This window comes from Luteibacter rhizovicinus DSM 16549, from assembly GCF_001887595.1.
GTDB classification, from domain to species: Bacteria; Pseudomonadota; Gammaproteobacteria; order Xanthomonadales; family Rhodanobacteraceae; genus Luteibacter; species Luteibacter rhizovicinus.
The window spans coordinates 3902382-3914182 of sequence record NZ_CP017480.1 but is presented as its reverse complement, the minus strand read 5'-3'; the positions used below and the strand labels follow the sequence as shown (position 1 = coordinate 3914182).

Below are 11801 nucleotides of genomic sequence, written 5' to 3'. Positions count from 1 at the left end.
TATGCACTTTTTGGTAAGTATCAAAATGACGACACCTCCCGAAATCTGCGACACCGGCTGCGGGCTCAACGCCACGCTCCGCATCATCTCGGGCAAGTGGAAACCACTGATCCTGTTTTTGCTGCGCGACGAGCCGAAACGCTACGGTGAACTCAAGCGCCTGATGCAAGGCGTCAGCGACAAGGTTCTGATCCAACAGTTGAAGGATCTCGAGGCCGATCATGTATTGGCGCGCACCGACTACCAGGAGGTACCGCCACGCGTGGACTACGCCGTGACGCCACTCGGTCGGAGTCTGGCCGAGGCGATCGTCCCGCTGTGCACCTGGGGGACCGAGAACGCGGTGGAAATGGCGAGGATCTTTGCCGAGCGTGACGCTTTGCCATAGCAGGCCCCAAACCTTGGCAAACGCTGGTGTCTTAGCTAACTTTCTCGCGACATACCCGTCTCAAGGAACGACATTGGGCATTCTCGATCGATTCCGACGCATCCTTTCCCAGGACGAATTTGCTGCCCTGGTGCTCCGACGGGCCAAGGTCGTGGCGCGGCATGCATCCGCCAGGTATGACGCCGAGGCGTTCCAGATTCATTTCGAGTTGGCCGAAGGCCGGCCTATGGTCATGAATCTGCACAACGCCTTCCAGGATGCTTTGAGGGGCCCGCGGAAGCAACGCGAGAACGTTGTAGACACGTATCTGGCAAGCCTGACGAACGATCGTCGTGAGGAATCGGTAGGCGAGAGCCTTGCCAGGCTCATGCCCGTCGTACGCGATCCAGCCATGTTCGCCGGCGTGACCCTCTCGGCGCGCCTGTCCGGCGATACCAACCCGGCGACCTCGCCGATCCTGCGTTACTTTTCCGAAGACTTATCCATCGCCTTGGTACTGGACTCCGAGAACGCGACCACGACCGTCAACTCAAAGTCCCTTGCCTCCTGGGGCCTGGATGACGAGGCGGCCTTCGCGCGTGCCTTGAGCAACTTGCGCGACCGGACGAGCGATACCGGCATGGAGCGTCATGGCGGCATATGGATATCCACTTGGCATGACGTTTACGACGCGTCCCGTGCGCTGCTGACCGACATGATCCATCGCCTGCCGGTTCATGGTGAGCCCGTGGCTGTCATTCCTTCCAGAAACCACCTGTTCGTTACCGGGAGCCTCGACGACGCAGGTGTCGCTGCGATAGCGTCGCTCGCCGCCGATGTGCTCGAAGGCGAAACGCGCCCGCTCAGTGGTCAGCTTATCCTCCTCAGAAATGGTGCCTGGACACCATTCAAGGGAAATGTGCCGCCTGATACAGCTCGTCGTTTGAACCTGGCGCGTTACAAACGTCTTGTCGGTACCTACGCCGACCAGAAAGAGCTACTCGAGAAGGTATACGAAAAGGAACTCATCGCTCGCTTCGTCGCAACCTACGAAGCTGTTGAGATCACGGATACCAAGCAATTCGTAGGGTCGGCCCAATGGACTCGTGATGTCGAAACCCTCCTGCCCCGCTGCGATGTGCTCTGGCTATTCTGCGATCGACGAAACGAACTGCTGCATGTCGAGTGGGCTGATGCCGCAGCGCACATCCCCGAATTGGCTACGCCGGTTGAGAACCTCGAGCCTCCGCGCTATTTGCTCACCGACTTTCCCGATGACGCGACCTATGAGGCTTTGAAGCGGCAGGCAGTTCGTGTCCGTGATCTTCAGTGACACGGCGATATGTTGCCCTAGCGGGCGGTCTCAAACGGATGCTCCACCGAAAACGTGCGCGCTGCAACAAGCACCTGACGTAGCTGCTTACCCATCTCGGTCAGCCGGTACTCGACGTGCAGCGACTTTCCGGCGTGCTCGACGCGCTCGACAAGGCCGTCATCGGCAAGTTCGCGAAGATGCTGGGTCAGAACCTTTTGTGAAATGGTTCCGAGGTCGCGTTTCATTTGCAGGGTTCGCATGCATGGATCGGCAAAGAGCCTGAAAAGAATCGGCACTTTCCAACGTCCCTGGATCATGCGAATGACGCGCATCGTGTGTTCAGCCGATCCCCCTGGACCCAGGCACGCGTGACGGGCGTCATCGGAGGTGGGCACCTGAAAGTGCGTAGTTGTCGGATTTGCCATCGGGAGCCACCGTAACGGTATACCTGGATACGAGTTGGGGTTTTCAAGTGGATTTGCAATTAGGCGGAAAGGTCGCGTTGGTGACCGGTAGCAGTAAAGGTCTTGGCGAAGCGATCGTCAGGGGACTGGCCCTGGAAGGTGTGAAGGTCGTTGTCCATGGGCGGGACAGACACCATGCCGAACGAGTCGCTTCCGAGATCGTCGCCTCAGGTGGCAACGCTCATCTTGTCGTAGGAGATCTGACGCTCGACGATCAGGTGCAGATGATCGTCGAAGAGGCCGAACGCCTCGTCGGCCCCATCGACATACTGGTCAACAACGCGGGTGGCTCCGGGGGCGCAAGCGACGGCTGGGCGGCGGCGGCGCCGGTCTCCTGGTTGGCCGGGTATGACAGGAATGTCATGACCGCCCTGCGTATGACGACACGCCTGCTCCCTCACATGAAAACGAAGCGCTGGGGACGTATCGTCAACCTGTCCAGTCTCGCTGCAACGATGGCACCCGCGTCTGCACCGGGATATGCCGCCAGCAAAGCCGCGATGAACGCCATGACCTCGTCTCTGGCGAAAGCCGTCGCGGCCGACGGCATCACCGTCAATGCCATCTCACCCGGCACGATTCACAGTGCCACGCTCGACGAACGATTCCGTGCTGTCGCCGCGGACCGGGGTCTGGCGGAACGCGACGCGCCATGGGAAGACATCGAGCGTGCCGTCCTCCCCTTGTTTGCAAACGTACCGCTTGGTCGCACCGGGCAGCCGGAAGACATCGCACATGCGGTCGCGTTTCTCGTCAGCCCTCTTGCCGGGTACATCACCGGAGCCAACCTGCGCGTCGATGGCGGGCTTTCTCCCGTCGTTTAGACCAGACGACCGGGATCAACGCGCCGACATCGGCGCATCGGACAGCATGGCTTCCGCGAGGTCGAGCATCGCTCGCAAGCGATCCATATGACGCAGGTCCTGGTGATAGCCGACCCATACCTCGCGAGAAGGAGGGCTGTTCGACGTATCGATACGCTGCAGTCCAGCCAGCGCGTCGCCCACCGGTCTTGGCAGCACGGCAACTCCTACGCCGCGCACGCACATTTGCGCCTGGACGGTTCGGCTCGTACTCGTGAAAGCCCGCCGCGATCGCGGGAACCTGTCGAGTAACCATGCCACGTCGGGAAAGTGCGCTTGCGCCGTGTTCATCAGAATGAGCCCGACCGAGGCCGGATCATTCTCGAGTGCGCACACGGTTTCTGCGGACCCGTAGAGACCATAGGGCATCGTCATCAGGCGACGCTGAACGATCTCCGGTTCGCTGAAAGGAACGATACGGAACGCCACGTCAGCATCACGACGCGACAGATCGAGCAGACGGTAGCTGGCGATCACCTCAGGCACGACCGCCGGATGGCGTCGCCCCAACTCGGCCAATACGGGAGCCAGCACGTAGCCGGCGAACCAATCCGCCGACGAGATCCGCAGAATGCCTTCGAGCCGTTCGTGGTTGCCGGCCAGGCGTCTTTCCATCGAAAGCGCCGAATTCTCCATGGACTCCGCAAGTGCCAGGACAGCGTCCCCGGCGTCGGTGAGCACGAGTCCATCCTTCGTTCGTCGAAAGAGCGGCTGCCCTGCTTCGTCTTCGAGCGCCTTTACCCGGCGACCCACGGTCGGATGACTCACGCCCAGGCTACGTGCGGCCTCTCCCAACGATCCGCCGCGAACGGTCGCCAGAAAGATCCGAACGTCACTCCACTCCATGCGCTGGCCGCCCCGTACAAAAATGTACGCTAAATATGCAGGAATGCCAGTTCACAAACAATCCTGTCGATATCACCATGGCGGCCTTCTTTCCACTTTTGGAATCCATCCGCATGAGCATCCTGAAAGAGAAGGTCGCCATCGTCACGGGCGCGTCGAAAGGCATCGGCGCCGGGATCGCCCGCCGCCTGTCTGCTGACGGCGCAAAGGTCGTGGTCAATTACGCATCGAGCAAAGCCGATGCAGACAAGGTCGTCGCCGACATCGAAGCCGCTGGCGGGAAAGCAGTAGCGGTGGGTGCGGACGTCAGCAGCAAGGCGGAGGTCGACGCTCTGGTCAAGGCGGCCATCGATCACTTCGGCCGGCTCGACATCGTGGTGAACAACTCCGGCGTGTACCAGTTCGCCAGCATCGAAGAGACCACGGAAGCGCTTTATCGCAGGCAGTTCGACATCAACGTGCTTGGGCCTCTGTTGGTTTCCAGCGCCGCCGTGCCCCACCTTGGCCAAGGCGGCAGCATCATCAACATCAGCTCGTTCGTCACCCGGGTGCTTCCCGCCGAGAGCGCCATCTACAGCGGCACGAAGGGTGCGCTCGACGCCATCACAGGCGTGCTCTCGCGCGAACTGGGTCCACGCGGCATCCGCGTCAATTCAGTGAATCCCGGCCTGATCGAAACCGAAGGCACGCACTCGGCCGGCGTCATGGGATCGGAGTTCCAGACCTGGAACGAGAGCCAGACACCGCTCGGTCGCATCGGCCAGGTGAAGGACATCGCTTCCATCGTCTCGTTTCTCGCCTCGGACGATGCAGCCTGGGTGACAGGTGAATTGATCCTGGGTTCGGGCGGCATGCGCTGAAGATGAGTTCGAGTCGTCGATGGATGGCGCTGGTGGTGCTGTTGACCGGCACACTGTTGCCTCCGCTGGATTTCTTCATCGTCAACGTGGCGCTGCCGGCCATTCGCAACGACATGCACGCGACACCCGATGTCGCGCAGCTCGTCGTGTCGGTGTATGCGGCTGCGTACGCCGTCACCCTGATCCTGGGTGGTCGTCTCGGCGATCTCTACGGGAGAAAGCGGGCTTTCATGCTGGGCATGCTCGGCTTTGGCATGGCATCGGCGTTGTGCGGTTTTGCGCCATCGACGAACATCCTGGTGGTCGGCCGACTGCTGCAAGGCGTAAGCGCCGCCGTCATGGCGCCTCAGTCGTTGGCGTGCATCCATGCTCTTTTCCCGGCCAGCGAAAAGAATCTGGCATTGAGTCTTTACGGCGCCACGTTCGGGATTGCTTCGGTCGGCGGTCAATTGCTTGGCGGGGTGATGGTATCGACCGACGCTTTCGGCCTCGGTTGGCGCGCCATCTTTCTCATCAACCTTCCCGTCATTCTTTGCGCGATGCCGGCCGCGTTGGCGCTGCTGCGAGAAAGCCGAGCCGAGCGGTCCGAAAGGTTGGACATTCCAGGTGCGGCCTTGCTGGCAGGAGGTCTTCTGATGTTCATCATTCCGCTTATTGAAGGTCGTGAACACCATTGGCCATGGTGGTGCGTTGCGTTGCTTGCCCTGAGCGTGCCGCTACTCGTTGCATTCTGGCACTACGAGAATCGCCTGGAGAACGCAGGTCGCTCACCCCTGGTAAGGCCGTCCCTGCTTCTCGTGCCAGGTTTGCGGCGAACCATGGCGGCCACCTTCTTTTTTTATTTTCTCGCACCGTTTTTCTTGACGTTCGCCGTCTATGAGCAGGTGGGTCTTGGACACGGCCCGCTTGCGGCGAGCCTGGCGATCCTGCCCGTTGGCGTAGGTCTTCTCATTGGCCCGCTGTCCAGCCCCTACGTTGCGCGCCGACTCGGTTCCCACGCCGCCGGATTCGGCATGGGGCTGGAGGTTTGTGGCCTGGTGCTCACCGCGGTGCTGGTCAACATAGGCGCGCCATCCTGGCTTCCGGCGCCCCTTTTAGTGATCGGCGTGGGACAAGGCATCGCGCTGCCGGCACTTGTACGACTCAATGTCGACAAAGTGGATGTGCGCTGGGCAGGTCTTGCCGCAGGACTCGTCAGCGCGACCTTGCAAGTCAGCGCAGCGGTGTCGGTCGCGCTGGTCGGCGGACTGTTCTTCGCCATCGCACCCGACGATCGACACCCAGAAGCCGTCCGGCTTGCCTTCGCTATCGCGGCGCTGGCTATAGCCGCAGCGCTGGCGTTGGCGGCCGTGCTATGTCTGCGACGCCGTGACCACGTCGTTAGCCTGCCTTCCTGACCTTGTTTCCCGGTCGAGCCGTCAGAATGGCGCTCGTTATCAAGTCGAAGAGATGATCGCCCCGCGGCGCGAATCCCGGTTGGCCGACGAGCCAGCCGAGCGCCGACATGAGCGCAAACAGGTCGACCCCATCCATATCGGCGCGAGCCGTTCCCTCCGCCTGAGCGCGTTGCAGTAGTCGCGCGCCCACGGTCCGCAATGCGGTGCTCAAGGCGTGCAGCGCGGAGTCCGGGTCGTCATGCGCGCTCGCCATCAGCTCGCAGACGCCGCTGTAGCTGTGCGTGAAGGCGACCGCCTCGCGAAACCACGACACCAGGGCATCGTCAGGCGAGCTCGACGCCTGGAGTTCGTCCGCCTGCTGCATCAGCACGTCGACATTCATGCGCAGCAAGGCTTCGAACAGAGCTTCCCGTGTCGGGAAGTGACGAAGCAACGTGGCCAATCCCACCTCAGCCCGACGGGCGATGTCCCGCATGGATGCGTCCGCGCCGTGCTCGGCAACGACGTTGGCTGCGACGGCGAGGAGGTGGCTGTAGTTCTTTTTGGCGTCAGCCCGCATGCGTGCACCTTGACAAGTGGATCAGTGATCCACATACAATGAGTCTGCATCCGGATCAGTGATCCAGATTATATGGCGCACCGTAGCACTTAGGGCTTACGGGTGCCAGTCGACTGTCGAGGAGACCCCATGTGAGCACTATCAGCATCATCGGCTCAGGCGGCATGGCCACGGCGATCGCCACGCTCGCCGTCAAGGCCGGACACACCGTCGAGGTGATCACTCGCGATCCCGCCAAGGCATCAGCGCTCGCCGGCAAGCTCCTTGTCGACATCACCAACCCCGTCGCTCCCGACCTCACCCGCTTTGTGACGCCTGGGAACAGTTCCGGCGCACAGGAAATCGCCAAGGCAGCTCCGCCTTCGTCGAAAGCCTCGGACTGCGTCCACTGGACGTCGGGCAACTGCCAATGGCGCGGACGCTGGAGCACCTCTGTCTTCTGTCGTTGGGCCTCATGGCCCACGCGGTCAAGCACACCCGCTTCGCGATCGGCGTCAGTGTTTTCGTCTGAGTAAAGCAGACGTCCCTCTCTCGCATCACATCACCCAAAAGGCTCACGACATGCATGTTCTAGTCACTGGCGGGACCGGCCATATCGGTTCGTACGTTATCCCCGAGCTCATCGCCGCCGGCCACGAGGTGACCACCCTGGTCCGCTCGGACGACTCCGCGGCGGCGGCATCCGCCCTTGGAGCCACGCCGCGGCGTGGAGATATCTCCGATCTCGACGGACTGAAGGCGGCGGCGGCGGAGTCCGATGGCGTTATCCACCTCGCGCACCGTCAGGACCTGCTTCCCTCCGGTGGCATCGACGCTGTGGCCGCTGCCGAGCTGCAGGTGATGCTCGCGTACGGCGAGGCGCTGGCAGGGACCGGAAAGCCGCTGGTCGCGGCAGGCAGCATCGGGTCGCCCGGATGGGAAGACCTGGGCCGGCCAGCGACCGAGGATGATCCGGCTCTTCCCGGTGGCGACAAGTACAAAGGCAGCCTGCGCGTTCGCAACGTCGTGGAGCTCGCGGTGATCGGCCTCGCCGAGCGAGGTGTCCGATCGTCCATCGTGCGTATTCCTCCCATCGCCCACAGCGCGACCGACGCCGCCGGCTTCCTCCCGCTGCTCATCGGGCTCGCGAAGGCAAAGGGTGCCATCGGCTACCCCGGCGACGGCGCGAACCTCTGGCCTGCCGTGCACACGCACGATCTCGCCGTGCTGTTCCGCCTGGCCCTGGAGAAGGGACCGGCCGGCAAGTACTGGCACGGAATCGAGGGCGAAGGCATCCGGTTCCGCGACATCGCGGAGGCCATCGGCCATCGCCTGGGCCTGCCGGCCGTGAGTATTCCCAACGACGTGCTGATGCTGCCGGGATACTTCGGGTTCCTCGCGAATCTGGTCACATTGAACCTGCCTGCGTCCAACCTCGTCACCCGCCAGACCCTAGGCTGGGAGCCCACCCAGCCCGACCTGCTCGCAAACCTGGCCAATGGCCACTATTTCCCGGGAGACAACACATGAGCACGATCAGCATCATTGGCTCTGGCGGCATGGCCGCAGCGATCGGCGGCCGTACGGTCAAAGCCGGCCACACCATCGAGGTGATCAGCCGCGATCGCTCCAAGGCGCACGCACTCGCCACGCAGCTCGACGCGGGAGCGTCTACGGGAACGTACGGTGCGGCGCCGACGGGCGACATCGTCATTCTCGCGGTGCCGTACAGCAGCGCGGCGGCGGTGCTGGCCGACTACGGAGACGCGCTCGACGGCAAGGTGATCATCGACATCACCAATCCGATCTCGTCCGACGCAGCGAGTCTCGTGACACCGAGCGGCAGTTCCGGTGCGCAGGAGATCGCCAAGGCCGCGTCCACCGGTGCGCATGTCGTAAAGGCCTTCAACACTCTCTTCGGTCCCGTGCTCACTCAACGTGGACGTCTCGACGCGTTCTTTGCCGCCGACGATCCGGAGGCGAAGGCGCGCGTCTCGACCTTCATCGAGAGTCTCGGGCTACGTCCACTCGATGTCGGCGGCCTGCACATGGCGGCGACACTCGAGGCGATCGGCCTGATGCTCATCGGCCTGGCCAGGAACGGTGCAGGCAGCTTCGACATCGCCCTTAACGTCGACATCGGCACGGCGTGAATAGCGCGATCTAAAGAACAGCTACGTTTGTCGTCACCCCTGGGCCGTCGGTCGGATGACCATACTTCCGACCTCTACTTCGGGTGGCTGTTCCAGCGCAAAAAGAATCCCGCGAGCGATCGCGTCCGCGGGAATCGCTATGTCGCCCATGCGCCTTTGGATATCCTCTTTCGTCTTGAGGTCCGTGATCGAATCACCGAATCGAGTGGCCACCATGCCCGGCGATATTTCGGTTACGCGCAAATGCGGCCCGGCCTCCTGGCGCAGTGCTTCAGTCAACGTGCGAACGGCGTTCTTCGTGGCTGCATACGGACCCATGGTCGGTAAGATTTTGATACCGGCCGTCGATATGACGTTGATCACATGGCCCCTTTCTTGACGCGCAAACAAGGGCAGCACTGCCGCGATACCGTACAACGTGCCACGAAGGTTGACGTCGATCATGGCGTCCCAGTCGTCCACGCACAGCGCATCGAAACGCGATATCGGGCCAATCCCTGCATTGTTGACGATGGCATCCACCTGACCGAAGTTTTCAACAGCAAAGCTCACCAGCGCCTCGACATCGCTTCGCCGGGTGACATCGGTCACCTTGTAGACAGCCTGCCCGCCTGCCTGGCGCAGCTCCTCCGTCATCGCAGAAAGTGCCTCATCACGCCGCGCACCAAGCGCGACCTTATAGCCGCGACCTGCGAGCAACCGCGCCGTTGCCTGGCCAATTCCGCTACTCGCGCCCGTAATCACCACAACCTTGCTTTCGCTGGACATGGGTGTCTCCTGAGTGGGAGCGGCCATTCTGCTGAGCGACGGGTAGATGGTCTATGCTGCGCAAGCCATGTTTTCGTCGCTATCGTCCAAATCTGCTTCCGATCCCCTGTCCAACGTCCTGGCGTTGCTCGACCTGTCGAGTGTCCGATGCACGCGTCTGGAGGCAGGAGGCGAGTGGTCGCTTAGCCTGCCCGTCCGGGAACGCCTGAAGTTCGTCGCCGTCCTACGCGGAGCGGCATGGATCGTGCTGCCCGACAGTGAGCCGCGTCAGCTCGCTGCAGGTGACACGTTCCTTCTGACCAACACGCCGTATGTGGTGACGAGCGATCCGACTTTGGATCCGCAGGATGGCATTGCCCTCTTTGGAGAGAAAAGCATCCTGCAGCTCGATGGCGATGACACCGTGATGCTGGGGGGCGCATTCACTTTCGCCGACGCGAACGCGCCACGCATGATCGAAGCCCTGCCCGCTTTCATGCACATTCGCGCCAGCTCGCCTGCGGCGGCCGTCTTACGAGATACCTTGGGCCTGTTGAATCGCGAAATGGACCAGTCGAACCTGGGCTCGACCCTGATGATCGAGCGCCTGGGCGATGTCCTGCTCATTCAGGCGCTTCGCGCCTACGTTTCCGATGACGGCGCGGATGCCACCGGCTGGATCGGCGCATTTTCGGATCCCCGGGTCGGGGGCGCGATCAAGCTGATGCACAACGCGGTTCACCATCAGTGGACGGTCGGAGAGCTGGCAGCTGCCATGGCCATGTCGCGTTCGGCGTTCGCCCTGCGCTTTAAATCCATGGTGGGTGTCGCCCCACTCGAGTATCTCCGTCACTGGCGAATGCAGCTCGCCCAACACGCCCTGCACAAAGGTACATGTTCGATCGCGGTGCTTGCTTCGTCCCTTGGCTACGCGTCGGTCAGCGCCTTCGGCAACGCTTACAAGCACGCCTATGGCCATTCACCCAAACGCTCGAAGGCGCACGTCTCGACAAACGATACGGAGTGACGCAACGGCGCAACATCTTGCGCCATCGCGTCACGCTCATACCTTCGTTCAATGTCCAACGGACGGTCTCGGTCATGCTGGCTCTTTGCTTGACTTCACCCGTCCGTGCGCATGATTTCTGGGTCCAACCGAACGCCTATTGGGTACAACCGCAAGCCGTCACGCCACTGACGATCCAGGTCGGTCACGGGCCGGCTCGGCAACGCTCGCCCATTCCCCTGCGCCGGATCGTTCGCTTCGATGCCATCGGACCGAACGGCGCGAGGACCGATTTACGTCGTCTGACGGCCGTTTTCACGGAACCTTTCACACCCTATGACGCCCTTTGGGACACTGTTAAGAGCCGCAACGGAGAATCCCCATGACTGCGTCGGAACAAGCAGATACATCCAAGAGCACCGTGCCCGACACGGCCGCTGACCACGTGGAAAAGCAACCGAAGAAAAAGGAGTCGCCGCAGCAAGAACACGACAACGAAGACCAAGGCTGACCTCAGCGCGACGCGCGTCAAGGGTAAGGCGGATTCCAAACCGTTTCTTGCACGGCTGCTTCATTCGGCTCGTGAGAAACCTAGCGCCCTTCCTGCCGGAGATCTGCCATGACCCAGCGCCGTTTGTTCACCTTGGCCTTAGCCACCGCCGCTCTTTTTCCAGTCGCTGGCGTCGCGTTCGCTCAGACCGCGGCAGCCGACCACCCCATGTCGGCATCGTCGTCGGAGAGCGCGGCGGACACCAACTTCGTCAAAATGGCCAGCGCCGCTGGCCTGGCCGAGGTAAGTCTCGGAAAGATCGGCGCCGAAAAGGGTCAATCCGATGCTGTTAAGACATTCGGACAGACCATGGTCGACGACCACACCAAGGCTGGCGACGAGCTGAAATCGATCGCAAGCGGCAAGTCGATACCGACGGCCACTGCACCGATGCCGGCGGACGTGAAAGCGGCGTCGGCGATCGAGAAGAAAGATGGCGCGGCATTCGATGCCGCGTTCAAGACGAAAATGGTTGCCGACCATGAAAAGGTCATCAAGCTTTTCACGCAGGAATCGACGAGCGGCAAGGACGCGGATTTGAAGGCCTTTGCGACGAAAACGCTGCCGACCCTCAAGCATCACCTCGAGATGGCGAAGGCACTGCCTTCGGCAAAGTAAGGTACGACCAGGACCACGGCGCAACGTCGAGAACCATCAGGTGGGCGGATTCGCCCACCTTTTTTGTGCCTGCGACT

At 61.8% G+C, this 11801-nt stretch carries 15 protein-coding genes; 11 read left to right on the top strand and 4 right to left on the bottom strand.

Annotated elements, in window-relative coordinates:
- The first annotated feature begins 25 nt into the window (after window positions 1-25).
- Together BJI69_RS17880 and BJI69_RS17875 are read left to right on the top strand one after the other, a co-directional pair.
- Window positions 26-388 carry a winged helix-turn-helix transcriptional regulator gene (locus BJI69_RS17880; RefSeq protein ID WP_046967823.1) on the top strand — a complete coding sequence of 121 codons (363 nt, stop codon included), beginning with the start codon at window positions 26-28 and terminating at the stop codon, window positions 386-388.
- Window positions 389-461: 73 nt separating this feature from the next.
- The gene (locus tag BJI69_RS17875) at window positions 462-1700 is read left to right on the top strand and encodes a DUF1444 domain-containing protein (protein WP_046967737.1); all 1239 of its coding nucleotides are present in this window, start codon (window positions 462-464) and stop codon (window positions 1698-1700) included.
- Window positions 1701-1717: 17 nt separating this feature from the next.
- Here the strand turns inward: BJI69_RS17875 and BJI69_RS17870 are convergent, their stop codons facing one another.
- A complete protein-coding gene (locus tag BJI69_RS17870) occupies window positions 1718-2014 on the bottom strand; it encodes a winged helix-turn-helix transcriptional regulator (protein WP_211258501.1) in 297 nt (98 codons plus the stop codon).
- 173 nt (window positions 2015-2187) lie between these two features.
- Between BJI69_RS17870 and BJI69_RS17865 the strand changes: the two genes are divergently transcribed.
- Complete coding sequence (locus BJI69_RS17865; protein ID WP_211258502.1) at window positions 2188-2970, top strand: SDR family NAD(P)-dependent oxidoreductase; 783 nt, start codon at window positions 2188-2190, stop codon at window positions 2968-2970.
- Between the two features lie 15 nt (window positions 2971-2985).
- On the opposite strand, the gene BJI69_RS17860 is transcribed toward BJI69_RS17865, so the two are convergent.
- Window positions 2986-3855, bottom strand: coding sequence for a LysR family transcriptional regulator (locus tag BJI69_RS17860; protein WP_046967740.1), 870 nt, complete (start codon window positions 3853-3855; stop codon window positions 2986-2988).
- A 113-nt stretch (window positions 3856-3968) separates the two neighbouring features.
- Between BJI69_RS17860 and BJI69_RS17855 the strand changes: the two genes are divergently transcribed.
- Both BJI69_RS17855 and BJI69_RS17850 read left to right on the top strand, forming a co-directional pair.
- Window positions 3969-4715, top strand: a complete 747-nt coding sequence (locus tag BJI69_RS17855; protein ID WP_046967824.1) for a glucose 1-dehydrogenase — start codon at window positions 3969-3971, stop codon at window positions 4713-4715.
- Window positions 4716-4738: 23 nt separating this feature from the next.
- Window positions 4739-6112 (top strand): MFS transporter, encoded by a 1374-nt coding sequence (locus BJI69_RS17850; RefSeq protein WP_219811404.1) that lies wholly within the window; start codon window positions 4739-4741, stop codon window positions 6110-6112.
- Here the strand turns inward: BJI69_RS17850 and BJI69_RS17845 are convergent.
- Window positions 6096-6671, bottom strand: coding sequence for a TetR/AcrR family transcriptional regulator (locus BJI69_RS17845; RefSeq protein WP_046967742.1), 576 nt, complete (start codon window positions 6669-6671; stop codon window positions 6096-6098). The two genes, BJI69_RS17850 and BJI69_RS17845, sit on opposite strands and share 17 nt — an antisense overlap.
- Before the next feature lie 131 nt (window positions 6672-6802).
- Here BJI69_RS17845 and BJI69_RS17840 point away from each other — a divergent pair, with 131 nt between their 5' ends.
- From BJI69_RS17840 to BJI69_RS17830, 3 genes are read left to right on the top strand one after another with little or no spacing between them, the layout of a single operon-like run.
- Complete coding sequence (locus tag BJI69_RS17840) at window positions 6803-7186, top strand: NAD(P)-binding domain-containing protein (RefSeq protein ID WP_211258504.1); 384 nt, start codon at window positions 6803-6805, stop codon at window positions 7184-7186.
- Window positions 7187-7232: 46 nt separating this feature from the next.
- On the top strand, window positions 7233-8180 hold the full coding sequence (locus tag BJI69_RS17835; protein WP_046967744.1) for an SDR family oxidoreductase: 948 nt from the start codon (window positions 7233-7235) through the stop codon (window positions 8178-8180).
- Window positions 8177-8803 (top strand): NADPH-dependent F420 reductase, encoded by a 627-nt coding sequence (locus BJI69_RS17830; RefSeq protein ID WP_046967745.1) that lies wholly within the window; start codon window positions 8177-8179, stop codon window positions 8801-8803. The genes BJI69_RS17835 and BJI69_RS17830 overlap by 4 nt, the downstream gene beginning before the upstream one ends.
- A gap of 33 nt (window positions 8804-8836) precedes the next feature.
- On the opposite strand, the gene BJI69_RS17825 is transcribed toward BJI69_RS17830, so the two are convergent.
- Window positions 8837-9571, bottom strand: a complete 735-nt coding sequence (locus tag BJI69_RS17825; protein ID WP_046967746.1) for an SDR family oxidoreductase — start codon at window positions 9569-9571, stop codon at window positions 8837-8839.
- A gap of 67 nt (window positions 9572-9638) precedes the next feature.
- Between BJI69_RS17825 and BJI69_RS17820 the strand changes: the two genes are divergently transcribed.
- The 3 genes from BJI69_RS17820 (at window position 9639) to BJI69_RS17815 (ending at window position 11724) form a co-directional block, all read left to right on the top strand.
- The gene (locus BJI69_RS17820; protein WP_052767201.1) at window positions 9639-10577 is read left to right on the top strand and encodes an AraC family transcriptional regulator; all 939 of its coding nucleotides are present in this window, start codon (window positions 9639-9641) and stop codon (window positions 10575-10577) included.
- A gap of 361 nt (window positions 10578-10938) precedes the next feature.
- The gene (locus BJI69_RS23080) at window positions 10939-11067 is read left to right on the top strand and encodes a hypothetical protein (RefSeq protein WP_280136193.1); all 129 of its coding nucleotides are present in this window, start codon (window positions 10939-10941) and stop codon (window positions 11065-11067) included.
- Between the two features lie 108 nt (window positions 11068-11175).
- On the top strand, window positions 11176-11724 hold the full coding sequence (locus BJI69_RS17815) for a DUF4142 domain-containing protein (protein WP_046967748.1): 549 nt from the start codon (window positions 11176-11178) through the stop codon (window positions 11722-11724).
- The last annotated feature ends 77 nt before the right edge of the window (window positions 11725-11801 follow it).